We start from the raw sequence: 22,111 nt of genomic DNA on the forward strand, positions 1-22,111 counted from the left end.
CTTGCTCCTACACCGTTTTACTGGCATTGTTTGCGCAATTGGTAACTCTTCCCATTTGAGACTCTTTTGCGCATGCATGACATTCCGGCCGCGCTGGGCGATTCAGTGCGTCAGCAGACCCTTACGGCGATGTACCGCGAGCACCACGGCTGGTTGCATGGCTGGCTGCGCCGAAAACTGGGGTGTTCCCAGCACGCCGCCGACCTGGCCCACGATGCCTTCATCCGCGTGCTGATGCTGGCCGAGCCGCAAAATATCCAGGAACCCCGGGCCTTCCTGGCCACCACGGCGGGGCGTTTGCTGATCGATGGCGCCCGGCGTCGACGCATTGAAAAAGCCTACATGGAAGCCCTGGTGATCCAGAGCGAGGACGCCGGCATGCCCGACCCGGCCGCGATCCATATCGCCCTGCAAGCCCTGGAACGCATCGCCGAAATGCTTGCCGGCTTGCCCGCCAAGGCCCGCGAAGCCTTCCTGTTGAGTCGCTTGGACGGGTTGACCTACAGCGAAATCGCCACGCGCCTGGAGGTGTCCGCCAGCACTGTCAAAAACTACATCTCCAGCGCCCTGGTGCACTGCTACCACAGCCTGCACGCGGCAGACCCGCTGGCATGAATTCCGAACAGATCATCCAGCAAGCGGCGAATTGGCTGACCCGCCTGCACGACGAAGAGGTCAGCGACGCCGAGCGTCAGGCCTTCAACGCCTGGTGCCAGGCCGACCCTCGTCACGCCGTCGCCATCGACCGCATGCGCGCGCTGTGGGGAAGCCTCGACGCCTTGCCTGCACAACCCGCACGCGTGGCCCTGAACCGCGCATTTGCCCCGCGTCGCGCGCGCGGTGCCCAGGCGATGGGCGTGCTCGGCGTATTACTCTGCGGCTGGCTGGGCCTTACGCACCTGCCGGTGTGGATGGCCGACCAGCGCACCGACGTGGGCGAGCGGCGCCAGATCGTCCTTGAAGACGGCAGCCAGTTGCAACTCAACAGCAACTCGGCGGTGGACGTGAAATTCGACGGCCACCAACGGGTGATCGAACTGCTGCAAGGCGAGCTCTGGGTCGACGTGGCCAAGGATGCGACGCGGCCCTTCGTGGTGCGTACCGACCAAGGCACGGCGACGGCACTGGGCACGCGTTATTTGGTCAAGCGCGCGCCAGACGGCACGACCGTGGTAACGGTGATCGAGTCCACCGTGGCAGTCAAAGGGGACCGCAGCGAAGGGGTCAAGGTCACTGCCGGCCAGCGTTCGATCCTCGACCATGGTCGCGCCCAATCGCCCCAGGCCACCGACGACACCGACCCGGACGCCTGGACCCGTGGCCTGCTCAAGGTCAACGACCAACCCCTGAGCGAAGTGCTGCAAACCCTGGCCAGCTACCGCCACGGCCTGCTGCGCTTCGACCCCCAGGCCTTGCAGAACCTGCGGGTGACGGGGGTGTTCAAGCTGGATGACACGGCGGCGGCGCTGTCGACCCTGGCGGATAACCTGCCGATCCAGGTGGAGTACTTCACCGACCTGCTGGTGGTGGTCAAGCCGCGCTAGCGTTCGTTCTGGCGCAGGCGCTTGTACAGGGTGTTGCGGCTCACCCCCAGCTCCCGCGCCAGGTGGGAAATATTCCCGCCAGCGGCCTTCAAGCGCTGGGTCAGGTCGATGCGGGCATCCAGGTGTTCACTGGCGGGCAGTGGCGCCGTCACGTTCAAATCGACAAAAAAATCGTCCGGCAGATGCTCCGGGCGGATCGGCTGTTCCTCGGCCATCGCCAGCGCCACCTGCAGCACGCTGCTCACCTGGCGCAGGTTGCCGGGCCACGGGTGCTGTTCGAACAGTGCCAGCACCTCGGCGCTGAGCCCGGCCCACTGGCCTGGCTCCCGGTGTTGCTGCCACAGTTGCTGGAACAGCGCACGCTTGTCGCTGCGCTCGCGTAACGGTGGCAATTCAAGGGTCAGGCCGCCGATGCGGTAGTACAAGTCCTCGCGAAAGCGCCCGGCCTGGACCTGCTCGCGCAAGGCCCGGTTAGTGGCCGAGATGATGCGCAAATCCACCGGGAACAACTCGCTGCTGCCCACCGGCTGCACACAACGCTCCTGCAATACCCGCAACAGGCGCGCTTGCGTCGGCAGCGGCATATCGCCGATTTCATCGAGGAACAGCGTGCCCTTGTCGGCCTTGCGGATCAGGCCAATGCTGCCTTTCTGGTTGGCGCCGGTGAACGCGCCTTTTTCGTAGCCGAACAGTTCCGATTCCACCAGCTCGGCGGGAATCGCCGCACAGTTCACCGCGATAAACGCCTGCTGGCTGCGGGAACTGGCCTGGTGCAGGGCCTTGACGAAGACTTCCTTGCCCACGCCGGTTTCGCCGTGGATCAGCAGCGGGATGTCCTTCTCCAGCAGGCGCTCGGCCTGGCGCACGGCTTTTTCCACGCGCACATCGCCAAAGTGCAGGGTCTTCAAACCAATCGCGGCGGGCTTTGGCGCAACGGGTTCGCTGAACACGCGGGCCTGCACCGGCATCTGCTTCGGTCGCTTCAGCAGGCACTGGAAGCGATTGCGTCCCGCCGCCTGCAACGAAAAGGGCAGGCCCTCCGGTTGATTGAGCAACTCCAGCAGCGACACCTTGAACAAACTGTCGATCATCACCCGCGACAGGCTGATGCCCAACAGGTTGTCGGCCCGGCGGTTGGCCGAGAGCACCTGGCCGCTCTCGTCAAAGATCAGCAGGCCCGCCCATTGGCTGTCGAGGTTGCTCAGGCCGGTGTTGAAGGTCAGTTGGAAATGCTCACCGCGAAACAGGTTGAGGATCAGCCGATTCTCCACGGTCTGGCTCATCATCTTGACCATGCCCAGGGTGTGGGAGGGCGGCAGGTAGCTGTCACTGGAGACATCCAGCACCGCGATGATTTCGCGCTGGGCATCGAAGATCGGTGCTGCCGAGCCGGTCATGAAGCGGTTGGCCTTGAGGAAGTGTTCGTCATGTTCGATATGCACCGCCTGGGCACAGGCCAGTGCGGTGCCGATGGCATTGGTGCCGCTGGAACGCTCCATCCAGCTGGCGCCGGCGCTGAACCCCCGGGCCAGCTTGGGCTCGATAAAGCGCTGGGTGCCCCAACTGGTCAGCACCTGGCCTTGGTTGTCGGCCAGCATGATCAGGCAGTTGGAATTGCTCAGGATGTTTTCGTAGTAGGGCAGGACTTCCTGGTGCGTGGTCTGCACCAGGGAATGCTGGCTTTCCAGCAATTGGCTGATGCCCTCGGCGGGCAGTTGATCGAAGCTGGGCGTGCTCTGGTGGTCCAGGCCGAAGGCGCGGCAACGGCGCCAGGATTCCTGGATAAGGGTGTCGTGAGCCAGGGGTTCGGCCATGGGGCGACCTTCTTTTTATTGTTTTGGGGTCTTGCACAATCAACGGATGCAACCACGTCAATCGGGTTCAAAGAGTGTTGTTCATAACTGTTCATTGTCAACCCCCGGATTGTTCAGTTGTTCAGCCAGACCTGTTCATTTCTGTTCGCTCCTGAACATCCCGTTTCACCCATTTCCTTGCGGATCAAGCACCTGCCGTTTTTGGCATGAAACTCGCTCTGACGACTGGCCAGATTCATTCCAATAATAAAAAGGTCGTGTCATGTCATTGACCCTGGAACATGTCTCCCGCGTCGTCGAAGGCCAAACCTGGATCGACGACGCCAACCTGCGCTTCGAAGCCGGCTCCTTCAACGTCTTGCTTGGTCGCACCCTGTCCGGCAAGACCAGCCTGATGCGCCTGATGGCGGGCCTGGACAAGCCCGACAGCGGGCGCATCCTGATGAACGGCGTGGATGTCACCCACAAACCGGTGCGCCTGCGCAACGTGTCGATGGTGTATCAGCAGTTCATCAACTACCCGACCATGACCGTGTTCGAAAACATCGCCTCGCCGTTGCGCCAGGCCGGTGTGTCCAACGAGCTGATCCAGAGCAAGGTGCTGGAAACCGCGCGGATGCTGCGCATCGAGAAGTTCCTGCAACGTCACCCGCTGGAGCTGTCCGGTGGCCAGCAGCAACGCACGGCCATGGCCCGCGCGTTGGTGAAAGACGCCGAACTGATCCTGTTCGACGAGCCACTGGTGAACCTGGACTACAAACTGCGCGAAGAGCTGCGTCAGGAAATGCGCGAGCTGTTCAAGGCGCGGCATACCATTGCCATCTACGCCACCACCGAGCCCAACGAGGCCCTGGCCCTGGGCGGCACCACCACCATTCTTCACGAGGGCCGGGTGATCCAGAGCGGCAAGGCTGCCGAGGTGTATCACCAACCGCAGACCGTGTTGGCCGCCGAGCTGTTTTCCGAGCCGCCGATCAACCTGATGCCGGGGCGTATCAGCGGTAACGAGGTGAGCTTCGCCAATTTCGTGCACTTCCCGCTGAACGTTGACCTGCGTCCCATCGGCGAAGGCGAATTCCGCTTTGGTGTGCGCCCCAGCCATATCAGCCTGGTGCCGAGCAACGACGACGACCTCGAACTGGCGGTGACCGTGGAAGTCGCCGAGATCAGCGGTTCGGAAACCTTCCTGCATGTGCGCAGCGAGCATTTCCTGCTGGTGCTGCACCTGCCGGGGGTGCATGAGTACGACGTCGACGCGCCGATCCGCGTGTACATCCCCACCCATAAACTGTTTGTGTTCGATGGCCAGGGCCGTTTGGTCCAGGCCCCCGGGCGCCGCGTCGCGAGGGTTGCCTGATGGCCGAGATCCATTTGCAGAACCTGGCGCACAGCTACAGTCCCACGCCGAGCGGCCCTGAGGACTACGCCATCCGGGCAATGAACCACGTGTGGGAGCAGGGCGGTGCCTACGCCTTGCTCGGGCCGTCGGGCTGCGGCAAGTCGACGTTGCTCAATATCATCTCCGGCCTGCTGAGCCCGTCCGAAGGGCAGGTGCTGTTCGATAGCAAAGTGGTCAATGACCTCACCCCGGAAAAACGCAACATCGCCCAGGTGTTCCAGTTCCCGGTGGTGTACGACACCATGACCGTGTTCGATAACCTGGCCTTTCCCCTGCGAAACCAAGGCATGGCCGAGGCGAAAATTCACAGCAAGGTGCAGGAAATTGCCGAAGTCCTCGACCTGCAAAACCTGCTGAGCAAAAAAGCCCGCAACCTCACCGCCGACGAAAAACAGAAAGTCTCCATGGGCCGTGGCCTGGTGCGGGATGACGTGTCGGCCATCCTCTTTGACGAACCGCTGACGGTGATCGACCCGCACCTGAAGTGGAAGCTGCGGCGCAAGCTCAAGCAGATCCATGAGCAGTTCAATATCACCATGGTCTACGTCACCCATGACCAGCTTGAGGCCTCGACTTTCGCCGACAAGATCGCGGTGATGTACGGCGGGCAGATCGTGCAGTTCGGCACGCCCCGTGAGTTGTTCGAACGGCCCAGCCACACCTTTGTCGGCTATTTCATCGGTAGCCCTGGGATGAATCTGATCGAAGTGCAGGCCGAGGCCGGCGGTGTGCGCTTTGCCGGTACGCTTCTGCCGTTATCCGAGGCCTTGCAGCAACGCATTGCCGGCAGCGACTACAAGACGCTGCAGGTGGGGATCCGCCCGGAATTCATTCACGTGTGGGACGAGTACAACCCTGACGCCCTGCAGGCCGATGTCACTCACCTCGAAGACCTCGGCACCTACAAGATCATGACCCTCAACCTTGACGGCGCCACCCTCAAGGTGCGCCTGGCCGAAGACAAACCGGTGCCCGAGGGCAGGGCGTCCATCAGCTTTCCCGCGCAGTGGCTGATGGTGTATGCCGACGACTACCTGCTGGAGGTGCAGCCATGAACAAGGTGCAGAACAACAAGGCCTGGTGGCTGGTGTTGCCGGTGTTCCTGCTGGTGGCGTTCAGTGCGGTGATCCCGATGATGACGGTGGTCAACTATTCGGTGCAGGACATCTTCGACCAGTCCAGCCGCTACTTCGTCGGCGCCGACTGGTACAAGCAGGTGCTGCTCGACCCACGCCTGCATGACTCGCTGCTGCGCCAGTTCATCTATTCGGCTTGCGTGCTGCTGATCGAAATCCCCCTGGGTATCGCCATCGCCCTGACCATGCCGACCAAGGGCCGCTGGTCGTCGCTGGTGCTGATCATCCTGGCCATTCCGTTGCTGATTCCGTGGAACGTGGTGGGCACCATCTGGCAGATCTTCGGCCGCGCCGATATCGGCCTGTTGGGCTACAGCCTCAACGCCCTGGGCATCAGCTACAACTATGCGGCCAACACCATGGACGCCTGGGTCACCGTGCTGGTGATGGATGTGTGGCACTGGACTTCACTGGTGGCGCTGCTGTGTTATTCCGGGCTGCGAGCGATCCCGGATGTGTACTACCAGGCCGCACGTATCGATCGGGCTTCGGCGTGGGCGGTGTTCCGGCATATCCAGTTGCCGAAGATGAAAAGCGTACTGCTGATCGCGGTGATGCTGCGCTTCATGGACAGCTTCATGATCTACACCGAGCCCTTCGTCCTCACGGGGGGCGGGCCGGGGAATGCCACGACGTTCCTCAGTCAGACGCTGACCCAGATGGCCGTAGGCCAATTCGACCTGGGCCCGGCGGCGGCGTTTTCCCTGGTGTACTTCCTGATCATCCTGTTGGTGTCCTGGCTGTTCTACACCGCCATGACCCACTCCGACGCCAACCGCTGAGGCCGCCAACATGAGCAAGCGCAAGGTTATTCCGCTGCTGATCTACATCCTGTTCCTGCTGGTGCCGATCTACTGGCTGCTGAACATGTCCTTCAAGAGCAACACCGAAATCCTCGGCGGGCTGACCCTGTTTCCGCAGGATTTCACCCTGGCCAACTACAAGGTGATCTTCACCGACCCCAGCTGGTACACCGGTTACCTCAACTCGCTGTACTACGTGAGCCTGAACACGGTGATTTCCCTGAGCGTGGCGTTGCCGGCAGCCTATGCCTTCTCGCGCTACCGCTTCCTGGGTGACAAGCACCTGTTCTTCTGGCTGCTGACCAACCGCATGGCGCCACCCGCGGTGTTCCTGCTGCCGTTTTTCCAGCTGTATTCGTCCATCGGCCTGTTCGACACGCACATCGCCGTGGCCTTGGCCCACTGCCTGTTCAACGTACCGCTGGCGGTGTGGATCCTGGAGGGCTTCATGTCGGGGGTGCCCAAGGAAATCGACGAAACCGCCTACATCGACGGCTATAGTTTTCCCAAGTTCTTCGTGAAGATTTTTATCCCGTTGATCGGCTCCGGCATCGGTGTGACCGCGTTTTTCTGCTTCATGTTTTCCTGGGTCGAGTTGCTGCTGGCGCGCACCCTGACCTCGGTCAACGCCAAGCCCATCGCCGCGGTGATGACCCGCACGGTGTCGGCGTCGGGTATCGATTGGGGGGTGCTGGCAGCGGCGGGGGTGTTGACCATCCTGCCCGGCATGCTGGTGATCTGGTTTGTTCGCAACCATGTGGCCAAGGGCTTTGCCCTGGGCCGGGTCTGAGGAGTCGATGATGGAATGGATGGCCTGGACCACCCCCACTGCACTGTTCTTTGGCGGCATTGCCCTGATTCTGGCGGGCATGACCACCTGGGAGCTGCGCTCGCCGAGCATTCCGCGGCGCGGCGTCCTGCCGATCAGCACCACCCGTGGTGATCGCTTGTTTATCGGTCTTCTCGGCAGCGCCTACCTGCATTTGCTGGTGATCGGCGTTACCGACTGGAGCATCTGGGTAGCGTCCGCGCTCTCCCTGGTATGGCTGTTGAGTGTGATGCGTTGGGGCTAGTGCCCCGACACCTTGTAGGAGCGAGCTTGCTCGCGAAAATCGCCAACGATAACGCGGGCATTCTGGATGTACGCGGTGTCCTCGGGTTTTTCGCGAGCAAGCTCGCTCCTACAGAGGGTTGTGGCGTTTGTAGTCCTTTTTGAAATTAACCAGGAGGTCTCTATGTTGAATAAAAACAATAAGCTGCGACATAGCATTTCATTGGCCGCCGTACTGGCCCTCAGCGGTTTGAGCGCTTCGGCCTGGGCTGATGCGTATGAAGATGCGGCGAAGAAATGGATCGGCAGCGAGTTCAAGCCGTCGACCCTCACGGCCGACCAGCAGTTGGAGGAGTTGAAGTGGTTTATCAAAGCCTCGGAACCGTTCCGTGGGATGAAGATCAACGTGGTGTCGGAAACCCTCACCACCCACGAGTACGAATCCAAGGTGCTGGCCAAGGCCTTCAGCGAAATCACCGGCATCAAGCTGACTCACGACCTGCTGCAGGAAGGCGACGTGGTGGAGAAACTGCAAACCCAGATGCAGTCCGACAAGAATATCTATGACGGCTGGGTCAACGATTCCGACTTGATCGGTACGCACTTTCGCTATGGCAAGACCGAATCCATCACCGACCTGATGGCCAACGAAGGCAAGGCCTTTACCTCGCCAACCCTGGATATCAAGGACTTTATCGGCATCTCCTTCACCACCGCGCCGGACGGCAAGATCTACCAGCTGCCCGACCAGCAGTTTGCCAACCTCTACTGGTTCCGCGCCGACTGGTTCGAGCGTCCCGAACTGAAAGCCAAGTTCAAGGAAAAATACGGCTATGACCTCGGCGTGCCGGTGAATTGGTCGGCCTATGAAGACATCGCCAAATTCTTCAGTGAAGACGTCAAGGAAATCGACGGCAAGCGCATCTATGGGCACATGGACTACGGCAAGAAAGACCCGTCCCTGGGCTGGCGCTTCACCGATGCCTGGTTCTCCATGGCCGGTGGCGGCGACAAGGGCCTGCCCAACGGCTTGCCGGTGGACGAGTGGGGCATCCGCGTGGAGGACTGCCACCCGGTGGGCTCCAGCGTCACCCGTGGCGGCGACACCAACGGCCCGGCGGCGGTGTTCGCCACGCAGAAATACGTGGACTGGATGAAAGCCTACGCCCCCCCGGAAGCGGCGGGCATGACCTTCTCCGAATCCGGCCCGGTGCCGTCCCAGGGCAACATCGCCCAGCAGATATTCTGGTACACCGCGTTTACAGCCGACATGACCAAGCCGGGCCTGCCGGTGGTGAACGCCGACGGCACGCCGAAATGGCGCATGGCGCCGTCGCCGGTCGGACCGTATTGGGAAAAAGGCATGAAGAAGGGGTACCAGGACGTGGGTTCCTGGACCTTCCTCAAGTCCACCCCGGAGAAACAGAAACTCGCGGCCTGGCTCTACGCGCAGTTCGTCACCTCGAAAACCGTGTCCCTGAAGAAAACCATCGTCGGCCTGACGCCGATTCGTGAGTCCGATATCAACTCCCAGGCCATGACCGACATGGCGCCGAAACTCGGTGGCCTGGTGGAGTTCTACCGCAGCCCGGCGCGGGTCGAGTGGACCCCGACCGGCACCAACGTGCCGGACTACCCACGTCTGGCGCAACTGTGGTGGAGCAACATCGCCGCCGCCGCCAGCGGCGAGAAAACCCCGCAACAGGCCCTCGACAACCTGGCCAAGGAGCAGGACGCGATCATGACGCGCCTGGAGCGCTCCAAGGTGCAACCGGTGTGCGGCCCGAAAATGAACCCTGAGCGTGACGCGCAATACTGGTTCGACCAGCCGGGCGCGCCGAAACCGAAACTGGCCAACGAGAAACCGAAAGGCGAGACCGTGGCCTACGGCGACCTGCTCAAGCAGTGGGAGGCCGCGCGTAAGTAAACGTGCCCGGGCGTGAACCACAAGACGGCACCCAGGTGCCGTTTTGTTTTGGTGCAAACATGAAGGCGCAGCTCTGTGACCGATGACGCGCGGTGGTCAGGCAATCCTGAGTATGGGTGTCTACACAATTTTCAGTGGTCTGTGGCGAGGGAGCTTGCTTCCGTGGCGGCCTTCGGGCCGACCATGTATTTGGAGTTGACCGAGTACATATCCGTTGCTGCGGTCACGGCTGCCTATGGTTCCGCTCTTACAGCGGGTCACTTTTGGAAAGACCCAAAAGTAACCAAAAGGTCTTCGCCCCAACACTCGGCACCTCGCCTAGGCTCGGTGTGCCCTCACTCCGGCTTTGGAGCGTGGGCCGCCGCGATGGGCCATCCCTGGCCCAGCGCGGCTAACCCGGCGTCCTGCCGGGTTACCCACGCTCCAAAGCCTGCGTTCGGCCAGCGTGTTTGACGGGGCGATTTTAGATCAAAAGCCAAAGCGAGGCGGCCTTAAAGCCGACCTGATCTTTGAAGCGTACGCGGTGTGGCTTCTACTTCCTTAACCGCTGACGAAGTCAGCAATCTTTTGATCTGCTCTGGCTCTGGCTCTGGCTCTGGCTCTGGCTCTGGCTCTGGCTCTGGCTCTGGCTCTGGCTCTGGCTCTGGCTCTGGCTCTGGCTCTGGCTCTGGCTTTTGATCTTGATCTCAGTCGCCCCGTTAACCACGCTGGCCGAACGCAGGCTTGAATCCGTGGGTAACCCGGCAGGACGCCGGGTTAGCCGTCCTGGGCCAGGGATGGCCCATGACGGCGGCCCACGGATTCAAGCCTGCGTTCGGGCATACCGAGCCTAGGCGAGGTACCGAGTGGTGGGGCGAGAGCCTTTTGGTTACTTTTGGGCTCTTTCCAAAAGTGACCCGCTGTAAGAGCGGAACCCTAAGTGGCCGTTACCGCAGCAACGGATATGTACTCGGTCAAACCCAACGACATGGTCGGCCCAGAGGCCGCCACGGAACCAAGCCCCCTCACCACAAAGAGATTTCTCAGCCTGAAAGACAGACTCGCTCGCCAGCGCTTGCGACAACCCCCTGTTCGGTAAACCACCGCTGATCCTTCAGGAACAAGGACCCAGAACTGACCGATCTGTCACCCACGGTTCATAAACCAGACGGAAGGCACCTAAGTCACCTCAAGTTGCAAGTTACAGCGCAGATAACAACTATGTCACTTACATCCGCAACAACGTTCAAGGATCGAACTCATGCCCCAGCGCCAATCCAGCCGCCTGCCTCTTCCCGTTTATCCACGTTTTCGCTGGTTCGCTTTGATCCCGGTCGTGCCCGCCGTGTTGTGGATACTCGTGCAATCAACCTCGTCGGCCAATCTGCTGGCCTGCACGGTACTGGTGCTGATCGGCCTCGGTGCCTGTGCCTGGAGCGCGAGTTCGCAGCGCAACGCGATGCTGCAAGCGCTTGCACTGGCGGAACAGTCAGATGCGCACGCGGTGCACGACGGCATGGCCTCTCGTGCACAGCTCGATGAGGTATTGCTGGGCGCCATGCCCATCTGGGCCAAGCAGGTGGAAAGCTCGCGCCATCAGACCGAAGAAGCGATCGTGAGCCTGGCCAACCGTTTCACCGGGATCGCCGCACGATTGCAGGAGACGGTACAAGCCTCGCAGCACGCGGCCGGTGAACTGGACGGGCAGGCCGCCGACGGCGCGCTTGAGGTGCTGGCACGCAGTGACAGCGAGCTGAGCCAGGTGATCAATTCGCTCAAGGCCACCCAAACCAGCCGTGACCAGACCCTGGCCCAGGTCCGCAGCCTGACCGCCTATACCGGCGAACTGCGGACCATGGCCGCCGATGTGGCGGCGATTGCCGCGCAAACCAACCTGCTGGCCCTCAACGCCGCCATCGAGGCGGCGCGTGCCGGTGAGGCCGGGCGCGGTTTTGCGGTGGTGGCCGACGCGGTGCGCAGCCTGTCGAGCAAATCCAGTGAAACCGGCCAGCAGATGTCGGCCAAGGTCGACATCATCAACAACGCCATTACGCAATTGGTCCAGGCCGCGTCCAGCAGTGCCGACCAGGACAGCCATTCGGTGGCCGAGTCCGAAAACAGTATTCAAGTGGTGCTCGAGCGCTTCCAGAACATCACCGGGCGCCTGGCCGAATCCGCCGACCTGCTCAAGCAGGAAAGCTACGGCATCCGGGATGAGATGACCGAAGTGCTGGTCAACCTGCAATTCCAGGACCGGGTCAGCCAGATCCTCAGCCACGTGCGCGACAACATGCACGCCCTGCATGAGCACCTCCTGCAGGCCAGCCAGGCCCCGGACCAGCCGGTGGCCGTCGACGCCCGCCAATGGCTGGCGCGCATGGAAGCCACCTATGCCACCGACGAGCAACGGCGCCTGCACCATGGAGAGGCGGCCGTCCAGCAGAATTCTCAAGACATCACCTTCTTTTAGGAGCACATCATGGCGAAGAATGTATTAGTGGTCGACGACTCCAGCAGCGTGCGGCAAGTGGTCGGCATAGCCTTGAAAAGCGCCGGTTACGACGTCATCGAGGCCAGCGACGGCAAGGATGCCCTGGCCAAGCTGACCGGGCAGAAAGTGCACCTGATCATCAGCGACGTGAACATGCCCAACATGGACGGCATCACCTTCGTCAAGGAGGTCAAGAAGCTGGCTAACTACAAGTTCACCCCGATCATCATGCTCACCACCGAGTCCCAGGAGTCGAAAAAGGCCGAGGGCCAGGCCGCCGGCGCCAAGGCCTGGGTGGTCAAGCCGTTCCAGCCTGCGCAGATGTTGGCAGCCGTGTCTAAACTGATCCTGCCTTGATCCTGGCGCCAGGGAGGCTCCCATGCCGATAACCACTGAAACACTCGACGACACGGCCCACGTGCGCATTGACGGCGAGCTTACGATCTACACCGTAGCGGAACTGGCGGCGGCGCTGCTGCCGCAGATGGGCGCAGCGCCACGCCTGGAACTGGACCTGTCGCAGGTCACGGAAATGGATGGCGCCGGCTTGCAGTTGCTCGCGGTCATCCGGCGTGAGGCCGGTAATGCCGGCATAGCCTTGAGCGTGACCGGCCAGAGCCAGGCGGTCACGCAGGCGCTCCAACTGTGTCGCAGCGCGGCCTCATAGCCAGCGCTTCCCAGGTTTTTTGATCGACAAGGAAAGTCACGGTGAGCATCAATCTCGATCAGGCACAACAGACATTCATCGTTGAGGCGCGCGAGCTGTTGCAGGCCATGGAGCAATCCCTGCTGCAATTGGAAAGCGAGCCCGGCGACCAGGATGCCATCGGCGCGATTTTCCGCGCCGCGCACACCATCAAGGGTTCGGCGGGCCTTTTCGGCCTGGCGTCGATCGTGGGGTTCACGCATATCGTCGAAGATGTGCTTGACCGCCTGCGCGAAGGCAGTGTGGCGGTGGACGCTGCCTTGATCGCGCTGCTGCTCAAGTGCGGCGACCACATGCTCGAACTGGTCGAAGTGGTCGCCAACCGCGGTGAGGTGCCGACGCCTGCCGCTCTGGAGCGCGGCGAGGCATTGCGCGAGGCGCTGAGTGCCTATCAGCCGATGCGAACCGCCGTTGCCAGCGTCGAAACCGTTGAGGTGGCCGACGACGCGGCGGTCGAAGTGCTTTGGCATATTTCCCTGCGCTTCGGCACGGATGTGTTCCGTAATGGCATGGACCCGCTGTCATTTCTGCGCTACCTCGAGACCTTGGGGCAGTTGATACAGGTCGCCACCCTGACCGACAGCATCCCGCCCATGGACAGCTGGGACCCGGAAAGCTGCTACCTGGGTTTCGAGATCGACCTGCGCTCGATGGCCAGCCACGCCACCCTCAACGAAGTGTTCGACTTTGTGCGTGACGACTGTGAAGTGCACATCAGTGCCGTCGACGAAGCGCCCGACAGCACAGCGGCCATTGCTGGCGAGTTGGTCACGCCGGTCGAGCCGGGCCTTGTGACCGCCGCCCCCCAGCGTCCGGCAGCCAGCGAGGCGAAAACCCGCGACGGCAATTACGTGCGCGTCAACGCTGACAAGCTCGACGAGTTGATCAATCTGGTTGGCGAACTGGTCATCGCCAGCGCCGGCGCGAGCCTGCTGGCCCGGTCCTGTAACAACGACCCGTTGCACGAGGCCTCCTCGACAGTCTCGGGGCTGGTGGAAGAGATCCTCGATGGCGCCCTGCATTTGCGCATGATCCCCATCGGCGACACATTCAACCGCTTCCGCCGCGTGGTGCGCGATATCAGCCAGGAACTGGGCAAGGACATCGAACTGAGCATCAGCGGCGCGGAAACCGAACTGGACAAGACCGTGGTCGAGAAGATCGGCGACCCGCTGATGCACCTGTTGCGCAACGCCATGGACCACGGCATTGAAAGCGCCGATGCGCGGCGTGCGGCCGGCAAGTCGGCCAAGGGGCATCTGAGCCTCAATGCCTACCACGACTCGGGGAGCATCGTCATTGAGATCGCCGACGACGGCGCCGGCCTCAACCGCGAACGCATCCTGCAAAAGGCCCTGGAACGCGGGCTGGTGGCCAGCGGTGCGGTGCTCACCGACCAGGAGATCTACAACCTGATCTTCGAGGCGGGGTTCTCCACCGCCGAGGCGGTGACCAACCTGTCCGGGCGCGGTGTCGGCATGGACGTGGTCAAGCGCAATATCACCTTGTTGCGCGGCACCGTCGACCTCGACAGCCGTCCCGGCCAGGGCACCGTGGTGCGCATTCGCTTGCCGCTGACCCTGGCGATCATCAATGGGTTCCTGGTCGGCATCGACCAATCCACCTACGTGATTCCCCTGGACATGGTCCAGGAGTGTATCGAGCTGGATGAACAGCAGCGCCAGTCCAGTCGCGACACGGGTTATCTGGACCTGCGTGGCGAGGTGTTGCCGTTGGTGCACCTGCGCGACCACTTCAGCCACGAAGGCCCCGCGACCCGACGCCAGAATGTGGTGGTGGTGCGTTACGCCGAGCATAAGGCCGGGCTGGTGGTGGATGACCTGCTCGGCGAGTTCCAGACCGTGATCAAACCCCTGGGCAAGTTGTTCGGTGCACTGCGTGGCATCAGCGGCTCGACCATATTGGGCAGCGGCGCGGTGGCCCTGATCCTGGATGTACCGGTACTGCTCAACCAAATCGTACAACTGGAAGCCCGCACGGCCCAGGCGCCTCAGTCGCCACCGGCCGTCGCTCGCTGACGCATTTGCAATTCCATGGAGGTTCCCCGATGAAATGGTTCTACGATCTTAAGATTTCCACCAAGTTGATCTGTTCATTCCTGGTGGTCCTGGCGCTCACTGGGGCCATGGGCGGCTTCGCCATCCTCCAGCTCGGTGCCGTCAACCAGGCCGCCCAGGACATCAAGGGCAACTGGATGCCCTCCATGCGTGCCGCGGCAGGCATGCGCTTTTTTGCCGCCAACTATCGCTTGAAAGAGAACCGCCACATCGGCACCGAGATTGCCGAGGAAAAGGCCCAGGCCGAACGCGAAGCCGCCGACGCGCGCCAACAGTTCGAAACCCGCATGGGCACCTACGAGCAATTGCTGTCGAACGATGAAGATCGGCAACTCCTGGCCAGCGTGAAAAGCGCTTGGGACGCCTACCTTGCAAGCAGCAAGCAGGTGCTTGAGTTTTCTCGCCAGAACCAGGAAGCCCAGGCGCGCGGTTTGCTCAGGGGAGAATCCAAGGGGCATTTCGATGAGGTGACGGCCCGTCTGCAGAAAATGGTCGAGCTCAATGACGCCGGCGCGACTGTCGCGGGCGACAAGGGCTCGGCGCTGTACGAAAGCTCACGCGTGTCGATCATCGCGGTACTGGTCGCCGCCCTGTTGATCGGCCTGGGCCTGGCGATGTTCATCGCGCGGATCATTTCCCGCCCGTTGCGCCAGGCCGCGAGCGCCGCCGAGCAATTGGCCGAAGGCAACCTCAACGCGCACATCGAGCCGGGCGGGAAGGATGAAACCGGCATGGTGCTCAACGCCATGCGCAACATGGTCGGCAAGCTGGCGCATATCATCGGCGAAGTGCGTAACGCCGCCGACAACCTGGCCAGCGCCTCCGAGGAGGTCAGCGCCACCGCGCAATCGATGAGCCAGGCCACCAGTGAGCAGGCCGCCAGCGTCGAGGAAACCAGTGCGTCGGTCGAGCAGATGAGTGCCAGCATCAACCAGAACACCGAAAACGCCAAGGTCACCGATGGCATGGCCAGCAAGGCCGCCAAGGAAGCCACCGAGGGCGGCGAATCGGTACAGCAGACCGTGGTGGCGATGAAGAAAATCGCCCAGCGCATCAGCATCATCGATGACATCGCCTACCAGACCAATCTGCTCGCGCTCAACGCCGCCATCGAGGCCGCTCGGGCCGGCGAGCACGGCAAGGGGTTTGCCGTGGTGGCCGCCGAAGTGCGCAAGTTGGCCGAACGCAGCCAGGTTGCCGCCCAGGAAATCGGTGAACTGTCCTCCAGCAGCGTGGACATGGCCGAGAAGGCCGGCAAGTTGCTCGACGAAATGGTGCCCTCCATCAACAAGACGTCCGACCTTGTGCAGGAAATCAGCGCCGCGTCCGAGGAACAGGCCGCCGGTGTCGCGCAGATCAACACTGCGATGACCCAGCTCAACCAGGTAACCCAGCAAAATGCCTCGAGCAGCGAGGAACTGGCGGCCACGGCGGAAGAAATGAGCAGCCAGGCCGAGCAACTGCAACAGGCCATGAGCTTTTTCGTGCTGGATTCAGCGCCCAAGGCCGCAGTTCAAAGCAACAGCGTGGACAGCCCGGGCAGCAAGCCCAACCGTCAGGCGCCACAGCCGAAACCACCGGCGCAGCGCAAGGCGTTCGCCTACACCATGGCCAGTGCCCCGGACGAAGCGGATTTCACCCGCTTCTGATCCCATGATCAATACGGGCCTACTAGGGAGAGTGACATGGGTGCAGCAATGACGACTCGGCAGACCGCAGCAGCGGTCGATGAGGATGCGCAGTATCTGACCTTCATGCTCGGCGGTGAAATGTTCGCCATCGGCATTCTGGGGATCAAGGAAATTATCGAATACGGCAGCCTGACCGTGGTGCCGATGATGCCCGCGTTCGTACGCGGGGTGATCAACCTGCGCGGCGCGGTGGTGCCGGTGGTCGACCTGTCGGCGCGCTTTGGCCGGGCCAACTCGGCGATCACCCGGCGCTCCTGCGTGATCATCATCGAGGCGAGTACCGAAGATGGCCAGGCCCAGGACATCGGGCTGCTGGTCGATACGGTGTCTGCGGTGCGGGAGATTCCGGCGACGCAGATCGAGCCGCCACCCAACTTCGGCGCACGAATTCGCGCCGATTTCATCAGCGGCATGGCCAAGGTCGACGGCAAGTTCGTGATCGTGCTGGAGGTGGACAAGGTGCTGTCCATCGATGAGATGTCCAGCCTCGCCGAGGCCGGCCAGGCGCCGGCCCTCGACCTCGACCCGCGTTGAGACCCGACCATGCCAGACACCGTGTCCATCGATGACCATGAATTCGGTCAGTTCCAGACCTGGTTGTACCGCGCGGCCGGCATCAACCTGTCGCCGACCAAGAAAGCCCTGGTGGCCGGGCGCCTGTTCAAGCGCCTCAAGCACTATGAGCTGCACAGCTATGGTGAGTATTTCAAGCTGATCATGAATGACCAGCGCAAGGGCGAACTGCAGGTTGCGCTGGATTTGCTGACCACCAACGAAACCTATTTTTTTCGCGAGCCCAAGCACTTCGACTTCCTGCGTCAGCACGTGCTGCCCCGGGCCGCGCCGGGCAAGGTGTTTCGCGTGTGGAGCGCGGCCAGCTCCTCCGGTGAAGAACCCTACAGTCTGGCGATGACCCTGGCCGAAAGCCTCGGCAGCACGCCCTGGGAAGTGGTCGGCTCGGACATCAGCTCCCAAGTGCTGGCCAAGGCGCGCACCGGCCATTACTCCCTGGAACGCACCGAGACATTGCCCCAACCGCTGCTGGCCAAGTACTGCCTCAAGGGCATTGGTCGCCAGGAGGGCACCTTGCTGATCGACAAGGCCTTGCGTAGTCGCGTCAATTTTGTCCAGGTCAACCTTAACGAAGCGCTGCCGGCCCTGGGTGAGTTCGAGGTGATTTTCCTGCGCAACGTGATGATTTATTTCGACCAGCAGACCAAGAGCCAGGTGGTCGCGCGCCTGTTGCCGCTGCTCAAGCCGGGCGGTTACCTGATCATCAGTCACTCGGAGAGCCTCCACGGTGTCAATGACACCTTGAAACTGGTGGCTCCGTCGATTTACCGCAAGCCATGAAAAAGCCCGTCGGTACGGCCGAAGTGGTGTTGGCGCCTGGCCAGGTCAGCTTTGCGACGCGGCCGACGCGCCTGCGCACCTTGCTCGGCTCTTGCGTGGCGATCACCTTTTGGCACCCGCAACGGCTGATTGGCGGCATGTGTCACTTCATGCTGCCGGGGCGCGTGCGCGACCGTCAGCCCCTGGACGGCCGATATGCCGACGAAGCCCTGGAGCTGCTGCTGCGCCACGCCGAGATCAATGGCACGCATGCACAGGATTACCAGGTCAAATTGTTCGGCGGCGGCAAGATGTTTCCCCAGCTGTGCCGCCTGCCGACGCAGGACGTGGCCAGCCTGAATATTCGCGCGGCACTGGCCCTGGCCGAGCGCTATCACCTGCACCTGACGGCCCAGGACATGGGCAGTACCGGTTACCGCACGATCATGTTCGACCTGTGGAACGGCAACGTCTGGGTCCGGCACCAACCAATGGGAACAATTCAACAAGATGCCTACCAAAAAAATCAGTGTGCTGCTCGTCGATGATTCGGCCGTGGTGCGCCAGGTACTGCTGGCGATTCTCAGCGATACGCCGGATATCCATGTCATGGGCGCCGCCTCCGACCCGATTTTCGCCATGGACAAACTCGCCCGGGAATGGCCGGATGTGATCGTGCTGGACGTGGAAATGCCGCGCATGGACGGCATCACCTTTCTCAAGAAAATCATGAGCGAACGGCCGACGCCGGTGGTGATCTGTTCCTCGCTGACCCAGAAAGGCGCGGAAACCTCCCTGCAGGCGCTGTCGGCGGGCGCGGTGGAAATCATCACCAAGCCCACTACCGGGTTGAAGAATTTCCTGATCGAGTCGGCGGCCGAACTGGTGGCCGCGATCCGCGCCGCAGCAAATTCCAACGTCAGGAACCTGGGCAAGCGCAGCGCCAGCCCGGCGCCAGCACTGGCCCCGGCCAGCAAGCTCAGTGCGGATGCGATCCTGCCTGCCGCCAATGGCCATGCCATGGCACAGACCACCGAGCGTATCGTCGCCATCGGCACGTCCACCGGCGGTACCCAAGCGTTGGAGGCGGTTCTGGCGGCACTGCCGAGGGTGTGCCCAGGCATGGTGATCGTGCAGCACATGCCGGAAAAGTTCACCGCCTCGTTTGCCGAGCGCCTCAACAGCGTATGCGAGATCGAGGTGCGCGAAGCGCGCAACAACGACCGCATCCTGCCGGGCCTGGCCCTGATCGCGCCGGGTGGCAAGCACCTGATGGTGACTCGCAGCGGCGCCTATTATCACGCCCAGGTCATTGATGGGCCCTTGGTCAACCGGCACCGGCCATCCGTGGATGTGCTGTTTCGCTCGGTGGCCAAGTTCGCCGGCAGGAACGCCACCGGCATCATCATGACCGGCATGGGCGACGACGGCGCGCGCGGGCTCAAGGAGATGCTCGAGGCCGGCGCCGCCACGGTGGCCCAGGACGAGGCCAGTTGCGTGGTGTTCGGCATGCCCAAGGAGGCCATCAAGCTGAATGCCGCCCAGCGCATCATGGCGCTGGAGGATATCCATCAGGCGATCTTGTATAAGTGACGTCGCGCGCCGGCTTTTGCGCTGCGCCAGAATCCGCGGCGTGGGCTACTGACGACCACTGATCCGCAGCCGCACAACCCCGATTGAATTTTCCCCATGCCCGCAGGCTCTGCATTTTAGACGCGTGTGCTGTTGAGCGCGCTTGCGGGGCCTCCTTGTCGGGAGGCCTGGTTGGATCGGACTTTGCGGAAACTGCCATCATGACGCTTCTCACAGCGCTGTCGGGCCAGCCGGCCTCCATCACCCAACCGGGTCAGTATCAGTGGTCGTACCAACACCTGTATGGCGAAACCCCTGGCGCTGAAGAGGTTGCGCGGGAGTTTCTACGCACGCACTTGGCGCAGGTGCGCGACGCGCCCAGTGAGTTGCCGCAGATGCCCGAACAACTGCCGGCCTGGATCGAACAGCGCTGCGCCGACGTGGCCCAGGCCTATGCCGATTACCTGGAGCAACGCCAGCAAGGCCGGCCACGTCGTTATTTCCAGAACAAGGCCCATGCGCTGTATTTCCTGCAGCGCGTGGCACCGACCAAACAGGTCGACGGTGCCTGGCTCAATGGCCTGCTGCGCTATTGGCACGACCCGCGCTTCGACGGTCTGCTCACCACCTATCTCGAAGAGCTGGGTGACGGCGAAGCGGCGCAGAACCATGTGGTGATCTACCGCAAATTACTCAGCGAGCATGATGCCGACAGCGACGCCGGCCTTGAGGACGACCATTACCTGCAAGGCGCCCTGCAACTGGCGCTGGGCCTGTGCGCCGACGACTTCCTGCCGGAGATCATCGGTTTCAACCTCGGTTATGAGCAGTTGCCGTTGCACCTGCTGATCACCGCGTATGAGCTGAGCGAACTGGGCATCGACCCGTATTACTTCACCCTCCACGTCACCATCGACAATGCCAGCAGCGGCCACGCCTGCAAGGCCGCGCAGTCGGTGTTGAACCTGCTGCCGCTGGGGGAGGGCAGGGAGGACTTCTATCGCCGCGTGGCCGAGGGGTACCGCCTGAATGACCTCGGCCCGGGGACCAGCGCCGTTATCCACGACTTCAACCTGAATGACGAAGTGGTCGCCATGCTTGAACGCAAGCGCACGTTCGGCCAGCACATGCATTCGGATTACTGCCGCTTCGAAGGCAAGACCGTCAACCAATGGCTGGCGCGGCCGGGGCAGATCGGCGCCTTTCTCCAGGCCCTGGAAGACAAGGGCTGGATCAAGCGCAACCAGGATCCGGCCGAGAGCCGCTTCTGGCAGTTGATCGAAGGTGCGGGCGCGGCGATGTTTGGCGTGTTCAGCGGCTATGAGAAACAGCTGCTGCGCGATTGGATCGCGGGTGATTGGATCAGCGCTCAACGTGTGGCGCCCGTGCGGCCCGGACGCGGCAGCCGCTTCTCCCGCGAGCAGCATCGCCCGTCCGACCCGGACACCCAGGCGCTGGTGGATTCGCTGTGGAACCTGCCCGATGAGCAGCAGCTCAATGCGCTGATCCCGTGGCTGTCGGCGCGGCGTCACTGCACGCCCGCCGGGTTGTATGCCACTCGCCGCTTTATCCAACTGCGTGCGCGCCTGCGCTAAGGAAATCATCCATGTCTGCACAACAACTCGCCGACCGCGCCCTGCTGAACCTGGGCCGGGGGTTGAAGGAAAATGGCTACCGCTTCATCACGCCAACGCCCTTGACCCATGAACGGTTTTTCCAGCGCCAGGGGGCGCCGCTGGCGAAGGACCTGCGGGATGTCTTCGGCTGGTCGCTGCCGTTTGACCGCGAGCTGTTGCCGGAGGCGTTTCGAGAGGAGCTGCAGCAGGCCGATGTGGTCGAAAAACACGAGGCGCTGTGGCGCAGTGCGGTGCGTTGGTCGAGCCTGGACGACCTGCTGTTTGCCCACTCGGCATACCCCACCACGCAAGCGGACGCGGTGTTTTTCGGGCCTGACAGCTATCGGTTTGCCCAACTGATCGAAGCCCATCTGCAACAGCGCGTCGAGCCGATCAAACGCGCCGTGGACATCGGCTGCGGCGCCGGTGTGGGCGCGCTGGTGGTCGCCCGTGCGCGGCCTGACGCCGAGGTGCTGGCGGTGGACATCAACCCGCGCGCCTTGCGCCTGACGGCAGTGAATGCCGAGCTGGCCGGGCTGGCGAACGTCACCGCGTACCACAGCGATGTACTGGGCAGCGTCGAAGGCACGTTCGACCTGATCGTCGCCAACCCGCCCTATATGAACGACGACCGCCAGCGTGCCTACCGGCATGGCGGCGGGGCACTGGGCGAGCAACTGTCGGTGCGCATCGCCGGCGAGGCCGTTGGGCGCCTGGCCCTGGGCGGCAGCCTGGTGCTCTACACCGGCGTGGCGATTGTCGCCGGGAAGGATCCGTTCCTGGCCGCCGTCACGCCGTTGCTGGACAGCGATGCCTTTGGGTGGACCTACCGCGAACTTGACCCCGATGTGTTCGGCGAAGAGCTGGAAAAGCCCGGCTATGAGCGTGTGGAGCGGATCGCCGTGGTGGCGCTCACCGTCACCCGTTTGCGCTGACGCTCATCTATCCCCCGTAGCAGCTGCCGAGCGCAAG

General features: G+C 62.4%; 20 protein-coding genes. 19 read left to right on the plus strand and 1 reads right to left on the minus strand.

The annotated features are described in order from the left end of the window. The first annotated feature begins 72 nt into the window (after positions 1-72). Both PspCFBP13509_RS14010 and PspCFBP13509_RS14015 read left to right on the plus strand, forming a co-directional pair. The gene (locus PspCFBP13509_RS14010) at positions 73-615 is read left to right on the plus strand and encodes a sigma-70 family RNA polymerase sigma factor (RefSeq protein ID WP_137212184.1); all 543 of its coding nucleotides are present in this window, start codon (positions 73-75) and stop codon (positions 613-615) included. Beyond that, positions 612-1,544, plus strand: coding sequence for a FecR family protein (locus PspCFBP13509_RS14015; RefSeq protein WP_137212185.1), 933 nt, complete (start codon positions 612-614; stop codon positions 1,542-1,544). Before PspCFBP13509_RS14010 ends, PspCFBP13509_RS14015 begins: the two co-directional genes overlap by 4 nt. Here the strand turns inward: PspCFBP13509_RS14015 and PspCFBP13509_RS14020 are convergent. Beyond that, on the minus strand, positions 1,541-3,358 hold the full coding sequence (locus PspCFBP13509_RS14020; RefSeq protein WP_137212186.1) for a sigma-54-dependent Fis family transcriptional regulator: 1,818 nt from the start codon (positions 3,356-3,358) through the stop codon (positions 1,541-1,543). The two genes, PspCFBP13509_RS14015 and PspCFBP13509_RS14020, sit on opposite strands and share 4 nt — an antisense overlap. Before the next feature lie 262 nt (positions 3,359-3,620). Here PspCFBP13509_RS14020 and PspCFBP13509_RS14025 point away from each other — a divergent pair, with 262 nt between their 5' ends. The 17 genes from PspCFBP13509_RS14025 (at position 3,621) to PspCFBP13509_RS14125 (ending at position 22,074) form a co-directional block, all read left to right on the plus strand. Then, positions 3,621-4,715: an ABC transporter ATP-binding protein gene (locus tag PspCFBP13509_RS14025; RefSeq protein WP_027607299.1), complete on the plus strand. Its 1,095-nt coding sequence runs from the start codon at positions 3,621-3,623 to the stop codon at positions 4,713-4,715. Further along, positions 4,715-5,812 (plus strand): ABC transporter ATP-binding protein, encoded by a 1,098-nt coding sequence (locus PspCFBP13509_RS14030; RefSeq protein ID WP_065927119.1) that lies wholly within the window; start codon positions 4,715-4,717, stop codon positions 5,810-5,812. The genes PspCFBP13509_RS14025 and PspCFBP13509_RS14030 overlap by 1 nt, the downstream gene beginning before the upstream one ends. Further along, the gene (locus PspCFBP13509_RS14035) at positions 5,809-6,675 is read left to right on the plus strand and encodes a carbohydrate ABC transporter permease (RefSeq protein ID WP_025858174.1); all 867 of its coding nucleotides are present in this window, start codon (positions 5,809-5,811) and stop codon (positions 6,673-6,675) included. The genes PspCFBP13509_RS14030 and PspCFBP13509_RS14035 overlap by 4 nt, the downstream gene beginning before the upstream one ends. 10 nt (positions 6,676-6,685) lie before the next feature. Then, a complete protein-coding gene (locus PspCFBP13509_RS14040; protein WP_003174634.1) occupies positions 6,686-7,486 on the plus strand; it encodes a carbohydrate ABC transporter permease in 801 nt (266 codons plus the stop codon). A gap of 10 nt (positions 7,487-7,496) precedes the next feature. Then, positions 7,497-7,769, plus strand: coding sequence for a DUF2160 domain-containing protein (locus PspCFBP13509_RS14045; protein ID WP_027607297.1), 273 nt, complete (start codon positions 7,497-7,499; stop codon positions 7,767-7,769). A gap of 162 nt (positions 7,770-7,931) precedes the next feature. Next, positions 7,932-9,674: an ABC transporter substrate-binding protein gene (locus PspCFBP13509_RS14050; protein ID WP_065927121.1), complete on the plus strand. Its 1,743-nt coding sequence runs from the start codon at positions 7,932-7,934 to the stop codon at positions 9,672-9,674. 1,537 nt (positions 9,675-11,211) lie between these two features. After that, positions 11,212-12,123: a methyl-accepting chemotaxis protein gene (locus PspCFBP13509_RS14075; protein WP_370671246.1), complete on the plus strand. Its 912-nt coding sequence runs from the start codon at positions 11,212-11,214 to the stop codon at positions 12,121-12,123. A gap of 9 nt (positions 12,124-12,132) precedes the next feature. After that, positions 12,133-12,501 carry a response regulator gene (locus tag PspCFBP13509_RS14080; RefSeq protein ID WP_137212189.1) on the plus strand — a complete coding sequence of 123 codons (369 nt, stop codon included), beginning with the start codon at positions 12,133-12,135 and terminating at the stop codon, positions 12,499-12,501. 22 nt (positions 12,502-12,523) lie between these two features. After that, positions 12,524-12,811: an STAS domain-containing protein gene (locus tag PspCFBP13509_RS14085; RefSeq protein ID WP_137212190.1), complete on the plus strand. Its 288-nt coding sequence runs from the start codon at positions 12,524-12,526 to the stop codon at positions 12,809-12,811. A gap of 41 nt (positions 12,812-12,852) precedes the next feature. After that, complete coding sequence (locus PspCFBP13509_RS14090) at positions 12,853-14,889, plus strand: chemotaxis protein CheA (RefSeq protein ID WP_137212191.1); 2,037 nt, start codon at positions 12,853-12,855, stop codon at positions 14,887-14,889. A gap of 29 nt (positions 14,890-14,918) precedes the next feature. Then, positions 14,919-16,577 (plus strand): methyl-accepting chemotaxis protein, encoded by a 1,659-nt coding sequence (locus PspCFBP13509_RS14095; RefSeq protein ID WP_137212192.1) that lies wholly within the window; start codon positions 14,919-14,921, stop codon positions 16,575-16,577. A 36-nt stretch (positions 16,578-16,613) separates the two neighbouring features. Further along, entirely contained in the window at positions 16,614-17,153 is a 540-nt protein-coding gene (locus PspCFBP13509_RS14100) for a chemotaxis protein CheW (protein WP_027607290.1), read from the plus strand. 9 nt (positions 17,154-17,162) lie between these two features. Beyond that, the gene (locus PspCFBP13509_RS14105) at positions 17,163-17,972 is read left to right on the plus strand and encodes a CheR family methyltransferase (protein ID WP_092488757.1); all 810 of its coding nucleotides are present in this window, start codon (positions 17,163-17,165) and stop codon (positions 17,970-17,972) included. After that, complete coding sequence (cheD, locus tag PspCFBP13509_RS14110) at positions 17,969-18,499, plus strand: chemoreceptor glutamine deamidase CheD (RefSeq protein ID WP_065924565.1); 531 nt, start codon at positions 17,969-17,971, stop codon at positions 18,497-18,499. The genes PspCFBP13509_RS14105 and cheD overlap by 4 nt, the downstream gene beginning before the upstream one ends. After that, positions 18,462-19,544, plus strand: a complete 1,083-nt coding sequence (locus tag PspCFBP13509_RS14115; RefSeq protein WP_137212193.1) for a protein-glutamate methylesterase/protein-glutamine glutaminase — start codon at positions 18,462-18,464, stop codon at positions 19,542-19,544. The genes cheD and PspCFBP13509_RS14115 overlap by 38 nt, the downstream gene beginning before the upstream one ends. Before the next feature lie 200 nt (positions 19,545-19,744). Continuing rightward, positions 19,745-21,118, plus strand: coding sequence for an iron-containing redox enzyme family protein (locus PspCFBP13509_RS14120; protein WP_137212194.1), 1,374 nt, complete (start codon positions 19,745-19,747; stop codon positions 21,116-21,118). Positions 21,119-21,129: 11 nt separating this feature from the next. Further along, positions 21,130-22,074, plus strand: a complete 945-nt coding sequence (locus tag PspCFBP13509_RS14125) for a class I SAM-dependent methyltransferase (protein ID WP_137212195.1) — start codon at positions 21,130-21,132, stop codon at positions 22,072-22,074. Positions 22,075-22,111 lie beyond the last annotated feature (37 nt).

Origin of the sequence: Pseudomonas sp. CFBP13509, assembly GCF_005233485.1 — a bacterium.
GTDB lineage: Bacteria > Pseudomonadota > Gammaproteobacteria > Pseudomonadales > Pseudomonadaceae > Aquipseudomonas > Aquipseudomonas marginalis.